General features: G+C 37.3%; 14 protein-coding genes, 2 tRNA genes, 3 rRNA genes and 1 pseudogene. 6 read left to right on the plus strand and 14 right to left on the minus strand.

Annotated elements, in window-relative coordinates:
• Nucleotides 1-75 precede the first annotated feature (75 nt).
• The 9 genes from AOY20_RS03185 to def form a co-directional block, all read right to left on the minus strand.
• Nucleotides 76-1,179, minus strand: a complete 1,104-nt coding sequence (locus AOY20_RS03185; RefSeq protein WP_227510358.1) for an AI-2E family transporter — start codon at nucleotides 1,177-1,179, stop codon at nucleotides 76-78.
• A gap of 149 nt (nucleotides 1,180-1,328) precedes the next feature.
• Nucleotides 1,329-1,443 (minus strand): 5S ribosomal RNA (rrf, locus tag AOY20_RS03190).
• 184 nt (nucleotides 1,444-1,627) lie between these two features.
• Nucleotides 1,628-4,519: ribosomal RNA gene (locus AOY20_RS03195) — 23S ribosomal RNA — on the minus strand.
• Between the two features lie 386 nt (nucleotides 4,520-4,905).
• Nucleotides 4,906-4,981 (minus strand) — tRNA-Ala (locus AOY20_RS03200).
• A 37-nt stretch (nucleotides 4,982-5,018) separates the two neighbouring features.
• Nucleotides 5,019-5,095: transfer RNA gene (locus AOY20_RS03205), tRNA-Ile, on the minus strand.
• A 61-nt stretch (nucleotides 5,096-5,156) separates the two neighbouring features.
• Nucleotides 5,157-6,694: ribosomal RNA gene (locus AOY20_RS03210) — 16S ribosomal RNA — on the minus strand.
• The 16S, 23S and 5S rRNA genes sit together here with 2 tRNA genes alongside, the layout of an rRNA operon.
• A gap of 660 nt (nucleotides 6,695-7,354) precedes the next feature.
• Entirely contained in the window at nucleotides 7,355-9,415 is a 2,061-nt protein-coding gene (locus tag AOY20_RS03215) for a TonB-dependent copper receptor (RefSeq protein ID WP_054580522.1), read from the minus strand.
• A 68-nt stretch (nucleotides 9,416-9,483) separates the two neighbouring features.
• On the minus strand, nucleotides 9,484-9,909 hold the full coding sequence (locus AOY20_RS03220; RefSeq protein ID WP_054580523.1) for a DUF2946 family protein: 426 nt from the start codon (nucleotides 9,907-9,909) through the stop codon (nucleotides 9,484-9,486).
• Nucleotides 9,910-9,997: 88 nt separating this feature from the next.
• A complete protein-coding gene (gene def / locus AOY20_RS03225; protein ID WP_054580524.1) occupies nucleotides 9,998-10,522 on the minus strand; it encodes a peptide deformylase in 525 nt (174 codons plus the stop codon).
• 118 nt (nucleotides 10,523-10,640) lie between these two features.
• On the opposite strand from def, the gene AOY20_RS03230 reads away from it, so the two are divergent.
• The 3 genes from AOY20_RS03230 to tsaC are packed head-to-tail and all read left to right on the plus strand — an operon-like array spanning nucleotide 10,641 to nucleotide 13,553.
• The gene (locus AOY20_RS03230; RefSeq protein ID WP_054580525.1) at nucleotides 10,641-11,798 is read left to right on the plus strand and encodes a LysM peptidoglycan-binding domain-containing protein; all 1,158 of its coding nucleotides are present in this window, start codon (nucleotides 10,641-10,643) and stop codon (nucleotides 11,796-11,798) included.
• A gap of 13 nt (nucleotides 11,799-11,811) precedes the next feature.
• Complete coding sequence (gene dprA / locus AOY20_RS03235; protein ID WP_054580526.1) at nucleotides 11,812-12,939, plus strand: DNA-processing protein DprA; 1,128 nt, start codon at nucleotides 11,812-11,814, stop codon at nucleotides 12,937-12,939.
• Between the two features lie 44 nt (nucleotides 12,940-12,983).
• Nucleotides 12,984-13,553 carry an L-threonylcarbamoyladenylate synthase type 1 TsaC gene (gene tsaC / locus AOY20_RS03240; protein WP_054580527.1) on the plus strand — a complete coding sequence of 190 codons (570 nt, stop codon included), beginning with the start codon at nucleotides 12,984-12,986 and terminating at the stop codon, nucleotides 13,551-13,553.
• A 459-nt stretch (nucleotides 13,554-14,012) separates the two neighbouring features.
• Here the strand turns inward: tsaC and AOY20_RS03245 are convergent, their stop codons facing one another.
• Nucleotides 14,013-14,903 (minus strand): DMT family transporter, encoded by an 891-nt coding sequence (locus AOY20_RS03245; protein WP_054580528.1) that lies wholly within the window; start codon nucleotides 14,901-14,903, stop codon nucleotides 14,013-14,015.
• A 262-nt stretch (nucleotides 14,904-15,165) separates the two neighbouring features.
• Here AOY20_RS03245 and AOY20_RS03250 point away from each other — a divergent pair, with 262 nt between their 5' ends.
• Together AOY20_RS03250 and AOY20_RS03255 are read left to right on the plus strand one after the other, a co-directional pair.
• The gene (locus tag AOY20_RS03250; RefSeq protein ID WP_054580529.1) at nucleotides 15,166-15,708 is read left to right on the plus strand and encodes a glutathione peroxidase; all 543 of its coding nucleotides are present in this window, start codon (nucleotides 15,166-15,168) and stop codon (nucleotides 15,706-15,708) included.
• A gap of 162 nt (nucleotides 15,709-15,870) precedes the next feature.
• The gene (locus tag AOY20_RS03255) at nucleotides 15,871-16,446 is read left to right on the plus strand and encodes a hypothetical protein (RefSeq protein WP_081403413.1); all 576 of its coding nucleotides are present in this window, start codon (nucleotides 15,871-15,873) and stop codon (nucleotides 16,444-16,446) included.
• Nucleotides 16,447-16,499: 53 nt separating this feature from the next.
• Here the strand turns inward: AOY20_RS03255 and adhP are convergent.
• Nucleotides 16,500-17,534: pseudogene (gene adhP / locus AOY20_RS15115) on the minus strand (alcohol dehydrogenase AdhP).
• A 197-nt stretch (nucleotides 17,535-17,731) separates the two neighbouring features.
• On the opposite strand from adhP, the gene AOY20_RS03265 reads away from it, so the two are divergent.
• Nucleotides 17,732-18,730, plus strand: a complete 999-nt coding sequence (locus tag AOY20_RS03265) for a pirin family protein (protein ID WP_054580531.1) — start codon at nucleotides 17,732-17,734, stop codon at nucleotides 18,728-18,730.
• Here AOY20_RS03265 and AOY20_RS03270 read toward each other — a convergent pair.
• The 3 genes from AOY20_RS03270 to AOY20_RS03280 all read right to left on the minus strand — a co-directional run bounded on the left by AOY20_RS03270 (nucleotide 18,727) and on the right by AOY20_RS03280 (nucleotide 20,275).
• Nucleotides 18,727-19,197 (minus strand): hypothetical protein, encoded by a 471-nt coding sequence (locus AOY20_RS03270; protein WP_054580532.1) that lies wholly within the window; start codon nucleotides 19,195-19,197, stop codon nucleotides 18,727-18,729. The genes AOY20_RS03265 and AOY20_RS03270 overlap by 4 nt on opposite strands.
• Before the next feature lie 123 nt (nucleotides 19,198-19,320).
• Nucleotides 19,321-19,809 carry a DUF2846 domain-containing protein gene (locus AOY20_RS03275; RefSeq protein WP_081403349.1) on the minus strand — a complete coding sequence of 163 codons (489 nt, stop codon included), beginning with the start codon at nucleotides 19,807-19,809 and terminating at the stop codon, nucleotides 19,321-19,323.
• Nucleotides 19,810-19,855: 46 nt separating this feature from the next.
• Complete coding sequence (locus tag AOY20_RS03280; RefSeq protein ID WP_054580533.1) at nucleotides 19,856-20,275, minus strand: F0F1 ATP synthase subunit epsilon; 420 nt, start codon at nucleotides 20,273-20,275, stop codon at nucleotides 19,856-19,858.
• Nucleotides 20,276-20,290 lie beyond the last annotated feature (15 nt).

The raw sequence follows: 20,290 nt of genomic DNA on the forward strand, positions 1-20,290 counted from the left end.
AACTTAAAAATGTAACTGATTATCCCAAGAAATTCATAAACTCATATTATTTAAATAATTTCAGATAATAAATTATTAATCTTCAATATTATCCATAAGTAAAAGTGTGTAAGGTCTTGTCGTTTGAAATTCAGCTAAAATAATGATGACAATTGAAGTTAATGGAATTGCAAGAATTGCACCTGCAATACCCCATAAAGATGACCATAATGACAATGAAACAAGAACAACAAATGCAGAGAGATTGATTTGTTTTCCAATCATCTTAGGCTCTAAAACATTTCCAACATACATTTGAGCAATCGTTAAAAGAATAGCAATCACTATCGTGATTTGAATTGAACCAAACTGTACTAAAGCCAAAGAAACTGGAAAAATAACTCCAAGAAGAGAACCGATATAAGGAATATAATTTAAAATTCCAATAATTAATGCCCAAAATAAGGCATATTCAACACCGAATATCCATAAAATAATAAAACAAATCACAGCTAAAATAATATTAATCAAAGTTTTAACTGCAAGATAATCACCAATCTTTTTATTAATATCAATTAGAATGTTTTTTGTTCTATCTGCACGTCCATTTGGAAAGGCTTTGCTTAATTTATCTGCAAATCTTCCCTTTTCAGCAATTAAAAACATCGCATATACAATAATTAAAACCACCATACTCGAAAAAGATGTAATTGTTGTAATTAAATATGAAATAACTGTTTGCATATTAATGCGATCAATCGTCAATTCACGAATAGAATTCCAATCAGCATCTTGTGCCCAACCATATTTAATGCCTAATTGTTGTACCATTTTTTCTAAATTATGCTGATAAGTCGGTGCAGCAGAAAGAATTTGTTCACCTGTTACAATAACAATATGGCTAAAACCAAGCGTAAAAATAACAAATCCTATTACAACAATAATTCGACGAAACCATTCTGGAGTATATTTTAATATCCATAGCCGACCTAACCAATCTGTCAAAGTCACTAAAATATACATAGAAATAATAGCAATCAGTACTGGGAGTAAAAAGTTTTGCCCTATTTTTAACAACCAGCCAAAAAGAATTACAAATAATAGAATATAAACTGTCGCTTGTAGTTTAGATTGCCATGATCTTTCCAGTTGTTCTTGTTCCATTTCAATCATTCCACTACTATCATTAATTTGATACATTCATCTAATCCTATTTTATAGGAAAATATCAATTTTATATGATGTTCTTCAAATTCTTATTGATCTACTTATTCCTTAAATTTCTTTCATTTATTTTTTCACATAAAAAAACACCCCCTTCATCTGAAGGGGGTGTTTTAGAATTAATGAGCTGGCGATGACTTACTCTCACATGGGTAACCCCACACTACCATCAGCGCTAAGAGGTTTCACTTCTGAGTTCGGGAAGGGATCAGGTGGTTCACTCTTGCTATTGTCGCCAGCACAACTGTTTATGATTACTTGCTATGGTCTTACTTAGATGCCTAGCTTTCTTCAAATGAGTTATTAACAGGTATATCTGAGTTAATTTAAGGTGTTCATTGTATCTAGCTTTAGAACTAAATCAAGTTTCTTTGATTATTTGTGAATCAATTGATGCTTGATACAACAACTGTTTGGGTGTTGTATAGTCAAGCCTCACGAGCAATTAGTATTGGTCAGCTTCACATATCGCTATGCTTCCACATCCAACCTATCAACGTCGTAGTCTTCAACGGCTCTTTAGAGGACATATAGTCCTAGGGAAATCTTATCTTGAGGTAGGCTTCCCGCTTAGATGCTTTCAGCGGTTATCCCTTCCGAACATAGCTACCCGGCGATGCGACTGGCGTCACAACCGGTACACCAGAGGTTCGTCCACTCTGGTCCTCTCGTACTAGGAGCAGATCCTCTCAAATTTCCAGCGCCCACGGTAGATAGGGACCGAACTGTCTCACGACGTTCTAAACCCAGCTCGCGTACCTCTTTAAATGGCGAACAGCCATACCCTTGGGACCTGCTTCAGCCCCAGGATGAGATGAGCCGACATCGAGGTGCCAAACACCGCCGTCGATATGAACTCTTGGGCGGTATCAGCCTGTTATCCCCAGAGTACCTTTTATCCGTTGAGCGATGGCCCTTCCATACAGAACCACCGGATCACTAAGACCTACTTTCGTACCTGCTCGACTTGTGGGTCTCGCAGTTAAGCGCGCTTTTGCCTTTATACTCTACGCGTGATTTCCGACCACGCTGAGCGCACCTTCGTACTCCTCCGTTACTCTTTAGGAGGAGACCGCCCCAGTCAAACTACCCACCAGACATGGTCCTCGCTCCAGATAATGGAGCAGAGTTAGAACCTCAATATTACCAGGGTGGTATTTCAAGATTGGCTCCACCGAAACTAGCGTCTCGGTTTCAAAGCCTCCCACCTATCCTACACAAGTAAGATCAAAGTTCAATGTCAAGCTGCAGTAAAGGTTCACGGGGTCTTTCCGTCTAGCCGCGGGTACACCGCATCTTCACGGCGAATTCGATTTCACTGAGCCTCTGCTGGAGACAGCGCCGCCATCATTATGCCATTCGTGCAGGTCGGAACTTACCCGACAAGGAATTTCGCTACCTTAGGACCGTTATAGTTACGGCCGCCGTTTACTGGGGCTTCGATCAAGAGCTTCGCTTACGCTAACCCCATCAATTAACCTTCCAGCACCGGGCAGGCATCACACCCTATACGTCCACTTTCGTGTTTGCAGAGTGCTATGTTTTTAATAAACAGTTGCAGCGGCCTGGTTTCTGAGGCTGTCATCAGCTCAAGGAGCAAGTCCTATCACCAACAACAGCGTACCTTCTCCCGAAGTTACGGTACCATTTTGCCTAGTTCCTTCAGCAGAGTTCTCTCAAGCGCTTTGGTCTACTCGACCTGACCACCTGTGTCGGTTTAGGGTACGATTCCAGTATAACTGAAGCTTAGAGACTTTTCCTGGAAGCATGGTATCAGCCACTTCGCTAGTAAACTAGCTTGCTATCAGTTCTCAGCATAGAGTACCCCGGATTTGCCTAAGATACATGCCTACAACCTTCCACCTGGACAACCAACGCCAGGCTGACTTAACCTTCTCCGTCCTCTCATCGCATTATACTGAAGTATTGGAATATTAACCAATTTCCCATCGACTACGCCTCTCGGCCTCGCCTTAGGGGTCGACTCACCCAGCCCCGATTAACGTTGGACTGGAACCCTTGGTCTTTCAGCGAACGGGTTTTTCACCCGTTTTGTCGTTACTCACGTCAGCATTCGCACTTCTGATACCTCCAGCAGACTTCTCAATCCACCTTCATCGGCTTACAGAACGCTCCCCTACCACTTGCAATAAATTGCAAATCCGCAGCTTCGGCATATAGTTTTAGCCCCGTTACATCTTCCGCGCAGGCCGACTCGACTAGTGAGCTATTACGCTTTCTTTAAAGGGTGGCTGCTTCTAAGCCAACCTCCTAGCTGTCTATGCCTTCCCACATCGTTTCCCACTTAACTATAATTTTGGGGCCTTAGCTGGCGGTCTGGATTGTTTTCCTCTTGACTACGGACGTTAGCACCCGCAGTCTGTCTCCCGGATAGTACTCATTGGTATTCGGAGTTTGCATCGGTTTGGTAAGTCGGGATGACCCCCTAGCCGAAACAGTGCTCTACCCCCAATGGTATTCGTCCGAGGCGCTACCTAAATAGCTTTCGGGGAGAACCAGCTATCACCAAGTTTGATTAGCCTTTCACCCCTATCCACAAGTCATCCCCTGGCTTTTCAACGACAGTGGGTTCGGTCCTCCAGTTAGTGTTACCCAACCTTCAACCTGCTCATGGATAGATCACCTGGTTTCGGGTCTATACCCAGCAACTAAACGCCCTATTAAGACTCGGTTTCCCTACGGCTCCCCTATGCGGTTAACCTTGCTACTGAATATAAGTCGCTGACCCATTATACAAAAGGTACGCAGTCACCGAACAAGTCGGCTCCCACTGCTTGTATGCATGCGGTTTCAGGATCTATTTCACTCCCCTCACAGGGGTTCTTTTCGCCTTTCCCTCACGGTACTGGTTCACTATCGGTCAGTCAGGAGTATTTAGCCTTGGAGGATGGTCCCCCCATATTCAGACAAGGTTTCACGTGCCTCGCCCTACTCGACATCATTATGTGTGCCCTTTCGTGTACAGGACTATCACCTACTATGGTTGCACTTCCCAGAGCATTCCACTAAAACACACATAACTTAATGGGCTGTTCCCCGTTCGCTCGCCGCTACTGAGGGAATCTCAATTGATTTCTTTTCCTAAGGGTACTGAGATGTTTCACTTCCCCTCGTTCGCCTCGTAACACTATGTATTCATGTTACGATACCTAGCTTATACTAGGTGGGTTTCCCCATTCAGAAATCTCCGGATCAAAGGATATTTGCCGCCTCCCCGGAGCTTATCGCAGGCTATTACGTCTTTCATCGCCTCTGACTGCCAAGGCATCCACCACATGCACTTAATTACTTGACTATACAACCCCAAACAGTCGCCCATTTCCTACAAGTGAAAATGTTGCGTTGCGAACTTAATCGCCACAGTTAGAGTTTTGTAGATTTAACTACAGTACAGCTTCAATTAGATTCATATACCAAAACGCTTGATTCAGTTAATTTCGCTAGTAACTCATTTAATCAGTCAACTTCAGAATTACTTCTTTAGTCTTCCTTTTAACGAGTATGAACAAATTATTTCAACTCAAATATATTCTGTTAATGATTCACTACGTCTTCGTCAGATCGCAGTCAACTGTGATAAATCACAGAGATTAATAACAATGCCGCGCATTATACGCCACCTTATCACTAAGCTCTATAAGCTATCCAACTGTTTGCTTACTATGTATTCATTCAAATACATGGTGGAGACTAGGAGAGTCGAACTCCTGACCTCCTGCGTGCAAAGCAGGCGCTCTACCAACTAAGCTAAGTCCCCAGCTTATCATTTAGATTCAATGTACCTTTCTAAGTCATGGTGGGTCTGACAAGACTTGAACTTGTGACCCCACGCTTATCAAGCGTGTGCTCTAACCAACTGAGCTACAGACCCTCAGATACATCATAATGAAGAACAACTTGTTGTGGATTCTTACCAATCGTCAATCTTTCGTTAAGGAGGTGATCCAGCCGCAGGTTCCCCTACGGCTACCTTGTTACGACTTCACCCCAGTCATCGGCCACACCGTGGTAAGCGTCCTCCTTGCGGTTAGACTACCTACTTCTGGTGCAACAAACTCCCATGGTGTGACGGGCGGTGTGTACAAGGCCCGGGAACGTATTCACCGCGGCATTCTGATCCGCGATTACTAGCGATTCCGACTTCATGGAGTCGAGTTGCAGACTCCAATCCGGACTACGATCGGCTTTTTGAGATTAGCATCCTCTCGCGAGGTAGCAACCCTTTGTACCGACCATTGTAGCACGTGTGTAGCCCTGGTCGTAAGGGCCATGATGACTTGACGTCGTCCCCGCCTTCCTCCAGTTTGTCACTGGCAGTATCCTTAAAGTTCCCGGCATAACCCGCTGGCAAATAAGGAAAAGGGTTGCGCTCGTTGCGGGACTTAACCCAACATCTCACGACACGAGCTGACGACAGCCATGCAGCACCTGTATCAGAGTTCCCGAAGGCACCAATCCATCTCTGGAAAGTTCTCTGTATGTCAAGACCAGGTAAGGTTCTTCGCGTTGCATCGAATTAAACCACATGCTCCACCGCTTGTGCGGGCCCCCGTCAATTCATTTGAGTTTTAGTCTTGCGACCGTACTCCCCAGGCGGTCTACTTATCGCGTTAGCTGCGCCACTAAAGCCTCAAAGGCCCCAACGGCTAGTAGACATCGTTTACGGCATGGACTACCAGGGTATCTAATCCTGTTTGCTCCCCATGCTTTCGTACCTCAGTGTCAGTATTAGGCCAGATGGCTGCCTTCGCCATCGGTATTCCTCCAGATCTCTACGCATTTCACCGCTACACCTGGAATTCTACCATCCTCTCCCATACTCTAGCCAACCAGTATCGAATGCAATTCCTAAGTTAAGCTCAGGGATTTCACATTTGACTTAATTGGCCACCTACGCACGCTTTACGCCCAGTAAATCCGATTAACGCTTGCACCCTCTGTATTACCGCGGCTGCTGGCACAGAGTTAGCCGGTGCTTATTCTGCGAGTAACGTCCACTATCTCAGAGTATTAATCCAAGTAGCCTCCTCCTCGCTTAAAGTGCTTTACAACCAAAAGGCCTTCTTCACACACGCGGCATGGCTGGATCAGGCTTGCGCCCATTGTCCAATATTCCCCACTGCTGCCTCCCGTAGGAGTCTGGGCCGTGTCTCAGTCCCAGTGTGGCGGATCATCCTCTCAGACCCGCTACAGATCGTCGCCTTGGTAGGCCTTTACCCCACCAACTAGCTAATCCGACTTAGGCTCATCTATTAGCGCAAGGTCCGAAGATCCCCTGCTTTCCCCCGTAGGGCGTATGCGGTATTAGCGTCCCTTTCGAAACGTTGTCCCCCACTAATAGGCAGATTCCTAAGCATTACTCACCCGTCCGCCGCTAGGTCCAGTAGCAAGCTACCTTCCCCCGCTCGACTTGCATGTGTTAAGCCTGCCGCCAGCGTTCAATCTGAGCCATGATCAAACTCTTCAGTTTAAAATCAGTAGTAGCTTATGGCTACCAATCTTGGCTCATCAATTTTCTGACAAATATTTCTCAAATAAACTTCGAGTAATTTCTACCATTCAATCAATGAAAATATATTCGATTGATCAACTAGTAAAAATCCACACAAGTTGTTCTTCATAATCTCTTAATGATCTTCTTACTACTTCGTCAGTAGCAAGCTAGGTCGGCTATATTACTCTCTATTTCCAGAAAGTCAACTAGTAATTCAAATTATTTTAAACTTTCTTTCTAAAACACAACCCCAACACTTTGTGCTAAGTTGCTGTTTTATCAGAAGTTTTAATCTTCATCACCGCCGATGGATGTGCATTCTACAGCATTTCCTATACGTTGCAACACTATTTTTAAAATATTTTTATTGAATGTATTTTTTTTAAACCCACCAAATACTAAGTCATTAATTTATATGATTTATTATTTTTCATTTTTTTAAATTTTATTTTTTATTAATTTAAAAACCTTTTTAAATTAAACACAACCAACTGATTTATATGAATATAATTAAAAAATTAACCAGTGTTTGTATTTTTAATATACATTTTCTGTTGTTTTTCCATCCTCCAAAGTCAAAAAATGATCTTTTCATGTATATAAAAAAGGCGAAATAAATATTTCGCCTTTTCTCTATTAGAATTTCATTGAAATTCGTGCCCAATAATTTCGTCCAATATTATTAAATTGCTCATTACTTGCAAAACCAAAACCTGAACTACCTGCTTTATTAAGATGTTCGGTATATGTTTTATTTAATAAATTATCGATGCCAACAGATAAATCTACACCTTCTTGAATATGATAAGTTCCATTAATAGCCAATGTCGTAAACCCAGCACTATCTTTCATATCATAACCAACAATATTTCCTTCATTGATTGTAATTCGATTTTGAGCTGCAACAACACGCCAGAATAAACCTACATTATATTTATCTTGAATATAACGTAAATTAAAGCGACCTTCTAAAGGTGAAATTTGTGGTAATGGTGTATGGTCGGTTGTATTTTTACCCCATGCATACATTGCACTTACATCTGCCTGAATTGCATCAGTAAATTGATAACCTATACCTGCTTCAGCACCTGCGATAGTTGCATCTACATTTCGACTATTTGCACTCATCATTCCAGCCATACCACTGTATTGAATTAGAATGTAATCTTTAATCATTCCTGCATAAGCCGAAACCCATGAGCTAATCGCACCATGCTCATGTTGATAGCCTACATCTAACTGTATGGTTTTTTCAGTATCCACATTATTAAAAGTATCTGCTGAACCATTGCCAGATTTTGGTGAAATCAATTCCCAATAATCAGGCATACGTTCTACATAACCTAAACCGATATAAGTCTTACCATCATCATGCTCAGGATGGCTGTTTTCCAAACGTATAAAAGCACTTGGTAAAGTTTTATCAAGTTTTTGATTATATCTTACAGTTTCTGGGCGTTTATCTTTTACTTCAACCTGATCTACACGAAGACCTGTTACAAGTTTATTATCACCACCTAAATCATAACTTAACTCACCAAATGCCCCATATGAACTAAATTTCATATCTTTTAAACGAGGCTGATCTTGGTATGCTGATGTATGAGTTGATTTTCGAATACTATGTTCATTATTTTGCGTATCAAAACCAGTAATAAACTGAAGTTTATCCCACTCATGTGTAACTGCCATACGTGCATTTAAAGTTTTACGCGCAACATTTGTTGCCATTGGCATGGACATCATATGAGTCGGTTTAAATTCACGTAAACTATAGTTATCCATTACATGATCGTTATAACTATAATTAACTTGAGCTTCAATTTTTTTAATGACATCTGTTACATTTTTCTTTTCTACACGTAAACCTAAACTTTCACGTGCAAACTTAGAACCATCCATCATTCGACCTGCATAGACAGCTTCACCATCACCTTTGCCACCAGTCAATTCAATCCATGTATCTTCATTTGGTGTCCAACCTAATGCAAGATCAGCATTCCAACGTTTCCAATCAGATGGAACAGTATTCCCATTACCATCTTCATAACTATCTGAAACAGAACGATTGGCATTTAAACGAATATATTTTTTTTCATCACCAACCGTAGCTTCAACGTTATGATCTAATCGACCATAAGATCCAAGTAATACACTTGCTAAACCACGATAGTTTTTATCTTCATCAAATTTTTCTGGAAGTCTTTCAAATAAAACTGTCGCTGCAGAACCTGTATTAGCATATTGAACAGTTTGAGGTCCTTTAATTACAGAAATACGATCATAACTTTCTGGTGAGATATAAGATGTTGGTGAATCCATACGACTTGGACATGCACCTAAATTTTCTGTCCCATCAGTTAGAATTTTAATACGTGAACCAAACATACCTCGGAATGTCACATCACCATTTGTACCTGCACCACTATTTACAGAGTTAAAACCCACAATACTTTGTAAATAATCAGCGCCATCAGAAGCAGGAATTGGTTGTGTTGGTTGTTTTGGATCAGCACGTACAATTAAACCATTCGCATCGTTTCCTTGAATTGCTGTAGCAACAATAGGTGCCAATGTTTCAATTTCACTGCTATTCACAGTCGGTTGAATAGCTGTTTCTGCAAATGTAATACCTGAATAACATGCAACACAGATCGCAGCCGCAAGAGGCTGTAAAAAGAATTTTGGTTGAGCCATTTTTTTCACTCATTTCATAAATAATATTCGGCTGAAGTCAATGAAGACCCCAAATTTAACGATTAGATTTATGCAAAAAGTGGCGGGGCTCGCCCCTGAGGAATTAAAAAAAGACGCTGTAAAACAAACCAAATATGACTAAATGTCTTTTGGAATGCCACTAAACGAATTTGAATACGATCAAGGACTTCTTTTAATTCTAGATCTGGAGGTAAAACCAAATTCCCATATACCGTACAATATTGACATTGATGGTTTGCATCATGCTCAGCATGTCCATTGAGATGTTGTTCGCTTACAGATGCTAAATGATGGGAATGAGACTGATGAGAAGTATGACTAATTTCTACAACTGGCTTTGTTAAAAGTGCACGCGTAATCGTTTCACACACTGGAGCAACTTGATATTGCCTAGGTAATAAAGGCTGTAAAAAAACAGCAATCTGTAAAAACACTGCTATAAATGAAAATAGCAACCCAACGCGTAGTAGCAAAAGCAAATCCAAAAATTTGTCTATAGCATATTATAGCAAAGCTCAATATAAATTGAGCTTTGCTTACAAATTATTGAAGAAAAATTACTTAACGTTTCGCTAAAACTTTCTGCCTTTGACGAACGACTTTTTCAACTTTTTCACGTGCTCTTTGACGCTTCAAAGGTGATAGATAATCCACAAATAGTTTACCATTCAAGTGATCCATCTCATGTTGAATACATACAGCTAACAAGCCATCCGCTTCCATTGTAAATGATTGACCTTCAAGATTAATTGCTTCAATTTTTACACGTGACGGACGCTCAACTTTATCGTATATTTGAGGAACAGAAAGACACCCCTCTTCATAAGGTTGGGTTTCTTCTGTTAAAGGTGTAATTTTAGGATTAATAAAAACTAAAGGCTGATTTTTATCCTCAGATAAATCCATAACAATTAATTGAATATGACGATCTATCTGTGTTGCTGCTAAACCAATACCAGGTGCTTCGTACATGGTTTCAAACATATCTGCAGCAAGTTGACGAATTTCATCAGTCACTTCTTCGACAGGTTCTGCAATGGTACGAAGACGTGGATCAGGAAAACTTAAAATAGGTAATAAGGCCATATTGCGTCCTCACTTATGCCATTGATTAAAACCAAAATGAAGAGATACTTCATCTAAAAAAATTCTGTGTAAGGTCCATATTATACAGCAACTAAACGTAGTTTTAGGAATTATGATAATGAAAAAGGGTTTGAATGGCACATCATTTATCAGTGCCTTGGGGTTTCAAAAATATTTTTTGCTTCTAGCTCTAATTATTAGTGTAGGGTTAAGCATCTCATCTAATATATATGCAGACATTGCTCGTAATATTAATCCACCTACTTTGAAAGCAAATGCTCCCAATGTTTATTTGGTAAAAAAAGGTGATACGCTTTGGGATATTTCAAAAAAATTACTTAATAATCCACTAAGATGGCCTGAGGTTTGGGCAAGTAATAAACATGTAAAAAATCCTCATTGGATTTTCCCAAATGATCGCCTACTTGTTTGCCACTATCAAGGGCAACCTATTATAGGAAAAGATGAGGGTGATGGATGTACAGGAATTATTCATCGCCACACCAATCACTCACGGACTTTATCTCCTCAAGTTCGTATAGAAGCACTCCACAATACTATCCCCATCATCCCTTTAGAGAATATTAAACCTTGGTTAGACCGATCATTTATCGTTTCTGAAAATACACTTAAAAATACGCCTTATATTGTTGGAATTGCAGATCAACGTGTAATTGCAGGTGCAGGGCAAAATGTTTATATCAAAGGAGCTAACCTTAAAATTGGGCAAAATTATGGAATTTATGCAGAAGGAAAACCTTATGTTGTAAATAATGAAAAAGATCACAAAACTAATGCAGGAATTGAGCTTGCACAGGTTGCATCAGGTGTCGTAATAGAATCATCAAATGATATCAGCACATTAAAAATCACAAACTCATATCAACAAGAAGTACGTCGTGGTGACTATGTTTTACCAGAGCACGAAGTTTTATATCCAACCATGTTTTATCCAACCTATGCAGAGAATATTCCATCTTATGGAAAAATTATTCGTATTCACGACTCTCTGAGTGCAGCAGCAACAAAAAGCATTGTCACGATTAATTTAGGTCAATTAGATGGCGTCAAAGTTGGTGATGTTTTTGCTATTAATCAAGCAGGACAACTTACAACAGATCCAAGAACACATAAAAAAGTTCAACTACCATCAGAGCGAATTGGCAACCTTATGATCATTCAAATTTTTGATCATCTTAGCTATGCCTATGTTCTTGATAGCCAAATTCCTATTCATCTTGATGCCACATTATCACCATCTATCATGTTAGATTAAAAGGAAATAATCTATGTTGGACCATTTATCTCAGCATCAAATAAATAGCATTAGTTTGTGGTATGTGGTTCAGCATTCATTACCGAGTTTTTATAAAATCCAAAACTATTTTAAAAATCTAAATGATGCCCTTCAACCTCAACAAATCACGACATGGCAAAATTTAGGGCTTCATAAAAACCATATTGAAAGATTTAAACAACTACAAAACATAGAAACACAAAAGCATCTTCAAAAAATTTTCTACACTATTCAACAATATTGTGATTTTGTTCTAACAGATCAAGACCACCTCTATCCTACGCAATTACTTCCTTATGAGGACAGACCACCTATTTTATTTGGACAAGGTAATATTCAAGCACTGTTGCAACCACAAATAGCCATTGTTGGAAGCCGTAAAGCAACTCAATATGGACTTCAAATTACTTATGATTTTGCTCATTATTTAAGTCATCAAGGCTTTTATATTACAAGTGGATTAGCGCAAGGTATTGATGAGGCAGCTCACCAAGGTTCTCTCAAAAATCAAAGAACGATTGCTGTTATGGGTACTGGAATTGATCAAAAATATCCCATTCAAAATTTAAAATTGCGACAAGAAATACTTATTCAACAAGGAACCATCATTACTGAATTTTTACCATTTACAAAACCATTACAACACAACTTTCCAAGACGAAACCGTATTGTAAGTGGATTAAGTTTAGGTGTACTCATCACAGAAGCCAGTTTAAATAGTGGATCATTAATTACAGCAAAGCTTGCTGCAGAACAAGGCCGTAGTATTTTTGTCACACCAGGACATATTTATAATGAATCTCATAGAGGTTGCCATTCACTTATTCGAGAAGGTGCTATTTTAGTAGATCATCCTGAACAAATTATTGAAGATTTAGCACTTCCTATCCAATGGCACCACCAAAAAATACAATCTTCATTAACACAAGAAAATCTTAAAATTCCTGAACATTTATTAGCTTTATATCAACAGCTAGACTGGAATGGACAAAATATTGATCAATTAGCTACTCATTTAAAAGTAGATATTCCTATCTTAACAAGTCACTTAATGGAATTAGAACTATTAGGAATATGTATGCAACAATCGGGTCTATATTTACGTTGTCGTTCTATTTAATAAGGTTCAAAATAGTCACTTAATTCTCTTTAGGTGATTTTTCCATGATTACAACATCTGCAACTGAAGCCGCAACTCTCCTACAACAAGGTAAAGTTCTTGCTTATCCTACAGAAGCAGTTTGGGGTTTAGGTTGTGATCCTTACAATGAAAATGCATTTCAAGAAATTTTAAGATTAAAACAACGCCCAATTGAAAAAGGCGTCATTCTCTTGGCAGGTCATATTTCACAAGTAGAGCATTTACTAGCATCTTTAAGTGAAGAAATGCGTGAAAAAGTGATTCAATCTTGGACTGATCGAAAGCCAACAGAACGTGCAACTACTTGGTTACTCCCTGCAGGTGATCATATTCCTACATGGATCAAAGGTGCTCACACAAAAGTTGCTGTTCGCGTTACAACTCATCCACTTTGCGTTGCATTATGTCGTGCATTTAATGGCTTTATTGTATCAACTAGTGCAAATACAGCAGGCTTAAGTCCTGCACGATCATTACAAGATGCGACCCTGTATTTTCATCAAGAATTAGATTATCTCAATGGTGATTTAGGTTTAAGTCATGAGCCAAGTCGAATTATTGATGCTGAAACAGGTGAAATTATTCGCGCCTGAACACTTATTTAAAATATAAAACTTTAGATAAAAAAAAGCTCAACCATATAGGGATGGTTGAGCATAAAAAGGATGTGTAATCACATCCAGAGGGTTCGAGAATCCTTGGAATAAGAAAAACTTCGATTAATTTCAAACGTTTAACTATTCAACGACGCGAATTATCTAGCAATATAATTACAAAATGAAATACATATTAGATATTAATATATAGAAAATAAGTATTGTTAAATATAAATTTTACCGAATAGATAAACTTATGTATCTATTTTGTTGTTACTTTTTCAACAAATGTATTATTTATAAATTATAAGTTTTTATTTTCTTACCCGACTATTTTTGTAAACTTTATTTTATTTGATCATTATATAAACAAATCACATATTTTTCTATTATTTAATAATGAGATTAAATTATCATTATTTAAAATTAATATCAATAACAACCACCCTCTTTATTCTATGAAGCAATCCTCCTTTGAGCGACCATTACCCCCCCAATTGCCATTAATGTTCCTAAAGTATGGTAAATCGTCCAATCTTCTTTTAACCAAAAATAAGCAATAACTGCTGTACAAATTGGTGTTAAGTTCATAAAAATACTTGTTCTATTTGGTCCTAGGTTTTGGATTGCGAGCATCCATACTAAAGGTGCTATTAAGGATGGAAATATTCCCGCATATAGAACACTTAGCATATTTTGATGATTAATAGCATCTAGACCAAACCATAAAAGGAAAGGAATGTGATACACAACAGCAAATGTAATTTGAATATATAAGCTAATAAATAAAGGAATCTGTAATTGCCATTTTCTTAAAAACACGCCATAAAATGCATAAAAAAAGACAGCGACAATCATCATCAAGTCACCGATATGACCACCAAATTGTAATAATTGATAAAATTTTCCTTGAGTAATTACCAATAACAACCCACTAAATGAAATTAAACAACCTAAAAAACCAAACCGATTAGGCCATTCTTTCAAAATAAAAATAGAAACAAAAATTGTAAAAATAGGAATAAAGGCATTAATAATACCCATATTGGTTGCAGAGGTATAATGTGCTGCTGTATAGCTCAAGCCCTGATATAGCACCATACCAAAAGCAGATAAAATTGCTAAATGCTGCCAATGTTGAGCGATAAGTTGCCTATTTTTCCAAACTCTCAGCAACATAAATGGCGTTAAAATAATAAAAGCAATAAACCAACGATAAAAGCTAATACTGACAGGAGAAATAAATTCAGTAACATAACGTGTCACTACAATATTAAGGGACCAAATAAAAACAGCAACTAAAGGTAAAAACAGTGCAAAGCGCATATTGTCATTTTTTATTAGCATTTAATTTTCATATTCAAAAATTTGGATATATATATTGAACAATTTTTACCATATTATAAATATCAATTTTTTTATATTTATATACTCAAAAGTACCTTACAGCATTTTTAGATATAATAGACTTTTTTTTATACAATTTCATTTATCTATAAATAATAAACATACTATTTATACGAAAAAATTTTAAATGTAGAACAATAGATCTTGTTGTGGATCTTAAATCAAGATACAACATTGAGATAAACTTTATTAGGATCTTGAAATGACTTCAGTATATAACATCCCCCTAAAAACCATTCAAGGTGAAGAAACCACGCTCAATCAATTTGAAGGAAAAGTGCTACTTATTGTAAATGTCGCATCAAAATGTGGGTTAACACCACAATATGAAGGTTTACAAAAACTATATCAAGCAAAGAAAAATGAAGGCTTAGAAATTTTAGGTTTTCCTGCAAACAACTTTTTAGAACAAGAACCTGGTTCAAATGAAGAAATTCAAGAATTTTGTTCTATTAATTATCAAATTAACTTCCCTCTTTTTGCAAAAATTTCAGTTGCTGGTTCAGATATTCATCCATTATATCAGACCTTAACTCATGCTATTCCTGAACGAATTGGTGAAGGACCTTGGTGGAAAGACCTTGTTGATTACGGCTTAACACCCAATAATCCACCTGAAGTTTTATGGAATTTTGAAAAATTCTTAGTCAATAAAAATGGGGAAGTTATTGCACGCTTTGCACCAGATATTCAAGCTGATGATGCACGTATTATTGATGCAATCAATCGTGAATTAAATAATTAAGTATTCTATTTAATTAAAAATGATCTATCAGTTACAAATGGATTATAAAAGAGCACAACATGTGCTCTTTTTATTCATTTTTATAATTTCAACTTCCTGTAATATTTTGATGTCAGAATTACTTTTATCTATTTGAGTTTTAAATACAGGATGTCTATTTTTATGAAAAAATTGCTGCAAGATGTGCTTGCTCCAGTTTGTCTTTTTAGTATTGGCATACTGCTTATTGGATGTGATCAATCTAAAGTTTCATCACTGCAAGAATCAGAAAATACATCTATAGAAGCAGCTGAAAATAAATCTGAAACATCTGAATTTAGAAGTGGCAATATGTTTTATATCATTCGTGATGTAGCAGACTTTCAAATGAGCTCAAATGACTATATTGAACAGTTGCAACATACAAAGTATGAACTTCAAACCGCACTTCAAAATAAAGATCAATCACTACTTACAACATCTGTAGAAAACTTAAAACAACAATTGACTACATTTAATGATGCACTAGCAAAATTAGAATTAAAAAGCGAAGAAATTAATAATATTCGCAAACAACTTATACAGACGAATGAACAAGCTCTTAAATCTTCTTATTTAAATGGTCAACATAATTTTTCTGAGCAAGATTTCAAAAATTTTGAGCAACAACTTGGAAACATTCAAACTGAAATGCTAAAACTTGCTCAAATGGTGATGAATAATAGTCAGGAACCTTCATCAAACGAAGCTGAAAATTAAGTTTCAATAATAATAAAAGACCAATTTAAAAATCAAATTGGTCTTTAAAAATGTTATGAACGACGTAAATCAATCACAATACGGCCATCAATTTTCCCATGTTCCATTCGATTAAAAATATCATTAATATTTTCAAGTGGTTCCACACTAATATGTGCTTTAACTTTTCCTTTAGCAGCAATATCTAAAGCTTCTTTCAAATCTAGGCGTGTGCCAACAATTGAACCTCTCACTGTAATTCCATCTAGAACCATATCAAAGATAGAAAGATCAAACTTACCCGGTGGTAAACCGTTCAACACCATTGTACCGCCACGACGAATGATAGAAACTGCTTGTTCAAAAGCTTTTGGAGAAACTGCCGTAACTAATACACCGTGACAACCATCACCTGTTGCTTGTAAAACAGCATCTTTAACATTGGTTGTTAATGCATTAATACCAACATCAGCACCTAAACTTTTTGCAAGTTCTAATTTCGAATCATCAACATCAATAGCAACAACATTGAATCCCATTGTTTTTGCATATTGCACAGCAACATGACCTAATCCACCAATTCATGAAATTGCAACCCAATCACCAGTTTTAGCATCAGTCATCTTCAAACCTTTGTAAACCGTAACACCTGCGCAAAGAATTAGAGCAATTTCTAGTAAATCAACACCATCTGGAATCACACCAACATAATCACCATCCGCTAGGCAATATTCAGCAAAGCTTCCATTGACTGAATAACCTGAATTTTGTTGAGACTTACATAAAGTTTCCCAACCTGCATAACAGTGATCACAATGCCCACAAGCTGAATATAACCATGGAATTCCTACAGTATCACCAACTTTTAAGTGATGAATACCTTCTCCAATTTCAACAACTTCACCTACACCTTCATGTCCTGGAATAAATGGTAATGTTGGTTTAATTGGCCAATCACCATGCATTGCATGTAAATCTGTATGACAAACACCTGTTGCCACTACCTTAACGAGGACTTTTCCAGCTGTCACTTTTGGTATTTCAACTTCCATGATTTTTAATGGCTGATTAAACTCAGTAACCACTGCTGCCTTCATCATTTTAGCCATGCTGTTCTCCTTGTTTTTTCACTTCAATTACTTATTCACGCAATAAGAAACATACTAATTCAATAAAGGTAGGAAATTGGTAGGTACGCTATCATATTTATTTTCTTACAGTTTATCGGTAGATTTTTATTAACAAAATCACTAAATTAATAAAATGTTTGATAAAAACATCAAAATAACTTTAGGGAGAAGATCGAATGTCATCTAAATCCATTTACAACATTACTCCAATTACATTTCGTTTAGATTTAAAAGATCCATTTATTTTTACCGCTCATCATATTGATCATTATCCGCAAGGTAATGCCAATTTAGGTCCAGCAACGCCTGCAACTCAGCAAGAATATAATATGTACTATGGTGATGTTGTTCCAGGATTTCCTGAGCATCCTCATACAGGTTTTGAAACAATTACACTTGTTGAACAAGGTTATGTCGATCATTTTGATTCGTTAGGAAATGGTGGACGATATGCCGCTGGCGATGTTCAATGGTTAAGTACTGGTCATGGTGTTGAACACTGTGAAATGTTTCCCCTAATTCATCAAGATAAAGCGAATCCATTTGAATTATTCCAAATTTGGTTTAATTCATCACCAGAACAAAAGAAACAGCCTGCTGACTATAAAATGTTTTGGCGTGAGCATATTCCTCATATAATTCATGAAACATCTCAAGGATTAAAAAGTGATGTTCGTGTAATTTCTGGAAAATTTAAGCAACAAAAAGCGTTAGAAAGACCACCTCATTCATGGGCAGCAGCAGATGAAAATAAAGTTAATATTTATTTAATTACTTTAGATGCCAACGCTGAACTTACAATTCCAGCAACAACTTCAACTTCAACAAGATTTGCCTATTTTTATCAAGGAAGTACACTCAATATTGCTGATACATCCATTGGATTTAAGCATCTTGTAGAACTTAAACCAGATGATGATATTCATCTAATTGCAGGAGATCAGGAAGCTCGTATTTTATGGTTAGAAGGTGAACCTATTGGTGCACCTGTCGCAATGCGTGGTCCTTTTGTACTTAATAGTGATACAGAACTTGATCAAGCATTTTTACGCTATCGTAATACTCGCTTTGGTAAATGGCCTTGGCCGAATAATGCACCAGTTTTCAATCGTGAAACACCACGTTTTGCGAGTTATGGTGGTGGTGTAAAAAAAGAATTTCCTGAAAAGGTTTAATTTTTTACAGGTACAACAACACCAATATTACATTCAGGGTCCTGACCTAAAGCTCGTATTAAATCACGTTTAAACCGAGACTGAGCATAAGGATATGCTCTTGGTAAAAACAAAGTAATTCTAGTTTTATGGTCTGTAAGCCCTTCCACAAGTGTTTTCTGCAAAAATTGATTTGGATAAACTTTAATAAAAATTGTGCCCATTTCTAAATGCTCCTCCAAACGATTATCGCTATAAACCAAATCTTCTTCTGTCGTAAATGCAACACACTGCTGATAAGCTTGTTTCAAATGATTGAAAGCTTGTTCATATGAAATATCAATATCTGCACTTAATCCATTTTCATATGCATTAGCAACTAAAGCAGCTTCTGTTGGATAATTGGGTTCCGTTAAAAATTGTGTGGTATAACAACCAGATAAAATTAATGATAAAAAACAGATATATATTTTTTGTGTTAATTTCATTATGCCCTAGAATTATTTTAAACCGAGATAAACAACACAATAATAAACGACCATTTATAATTCAACACATTATATTTTTATAATAAAACTACTCTAAAGAGTAGTCTTTTATCAATAACTACCTTATTTTTTAGGTAATTCAATCTTTTGCTTACTGCACTTCCCTATAATTCCCATATCATTTTTTGAGATAATATCTTTAGCTTTCGTTTCATCTACCGTCTCTAACTTAGCACCACCAACAAAAGCACCCATTTTGATCTTTTGTTGAATATAGTAGAACTTTCCTGCTTCTATAGGTAAAGAAAGATGATTCGGTGAAAATTCTGACTCCGTTGAGATAATATAGTCCTTCCCACCATCTACTTCTTTATAGAAAAATACACCTCTTGATATCTCACCTAAACATTCACCGTTAATCCAAACGTCTTTTTTTAATACAGCACCTTTCATACTATTATCTCTATAAACATAAATACCTGCTTTTTCAGGAGCCAATGTAGATAAAGTTTTCATTTGCTGTGATTGTGCTTGATTAGCTTTAGGTACTGAAGCGCAACCAACAAATGTTAGAGAGAATAATAATGGTAAAACCATTTTAATTTTTGTCATAAAAAAACCACCCTTTCAGGTGGTTCTTTTAATCTCAAACCGACAATTAGATTGCGCGGTTTTTGATTTTGCGGATCGTGTCCAACTGTGCAGCAGTTTCTGCAAGAGCAGCAAGAGCAGCAGCAGAGTCCAAATCGCTCTTTTGATTTGCTAACAATTGTTCAGCTTGCTTACGCGCTTCAATAATTGCAGCTTCATCTAAATCGTGTGCACGAACTGCAGTATCTGCAAGAATCGTAACCACGTGCGGTTGAACTTCTAGAACACCACCTGATACATAGATTAATTCTTCTGTACCATTTTCAAGCAAAACACGAATTGCGCCTGGCTTGAGTAAAGTTACTAACGGAGCATGACCCGGCATAATACCGATCTCACCGCCAGCAGCTTTAGCAATTAGCATAGTTACAGTGCCAGAGTACAAAGACTCTTGAACACTTACAACGTCACACTGCATAGTCGCCATGAGAATCTCCTAAAT

It is taken from the genome of Acinetobacter equi (assembly GCF_001307195.1).
Taxonomy (GTDB): Bacteria; Pseudomonadota; Gammaproteobacteria; order Pseudomonadales; family Moraxellaceae; genus Acinetobacter; species Acinetobacter equi.

Coding starts and splice junctions, on each gene's coding strand:
- AOY20_RS03185 (WP_227510358.1), bottom strand. CDS start 1,179: ATGTATCAAATTAATGATAGTAGTGGAATGATTGAAATGGAACAAGAA.
- AOY20_RS03215 (WP_054580522.1), bottom strand. CDS start 9,415: ATGGCTCAACCAAAATTCTTTTTACAGCCTCTTGCGGCTGCGATCTGT.
- def (WP_054580524.1), bottom strand. CDS start 10,522: ATGGCCTTATTACCTATTTTAAGTTTTCCTGATCCACGTCTTCGTACC.
- AOY20_RS03230 (WP_054580525.1), top strand. CDS start 10,641: ATGAAAAAGGGTTTGAATGGCACATCATTTATCAGTGCCTTGGGGTTT.
- dprA (WP_054580526.1), top strand. CDS start 11,812: ATGTTGGACCATTTATCTCAGCATCAAATAAATAGCATTAGTTTGTGG.
- tsaC (WP_054580527.1), top strand. CDS start 12,984: ATGATTACAACATCTGCAACTGAAGCCGCAACTCTCCTACAACAAGGT.
- AOY20_RS03245 (WP_054580528.1), bottom strand. CDS start 14,903: ATGCTAATAAAAAATGACAATATGCGCTTTGCACTGTTTTTACCTTTA.
- AOY20_RS03250 (WP_054580529.1), top strand. CDS start 15,166: ATGACTTCAGTATATAACATCCCCCTAAAAACCATTCAAGGTGAAGAA.
- AOY20_RS03255 (WP_081403413.1), top strand. CDS start 15,871: ATGAAAAAATTGCTGCAAGATGTGCTTGCTCCAGTTTGTCTTTTTAGT.
- AOY20_RS03265 (WP_054580531.1), top strand. CDS start 17,732: ATGTCATCTAAATCCATTTACAACATTACTCCAATTACATTTCGTTTA.
- AOY20_RS03270 (WP_054580532.1), bottom strand. CDS start 19,197: ATGAAATTAACACAAAAAATATATATCTGTTTTTTATCATTAATTTTA.
- AOY20_RS03275 (WP_081403349.1), bottom strand. CDS start 19,809: ATGACAAAAATTAAAATGGTTTTACCATTATTATTCTCTCTAACATTT.
- AOY20_RS03280 (WP_054580533.1), bottom strand. CDS start 20,275: ATGGCGACTATGCAGTGTGACGTTGTAAGTGTTCAAGAGTCTTTGTAC.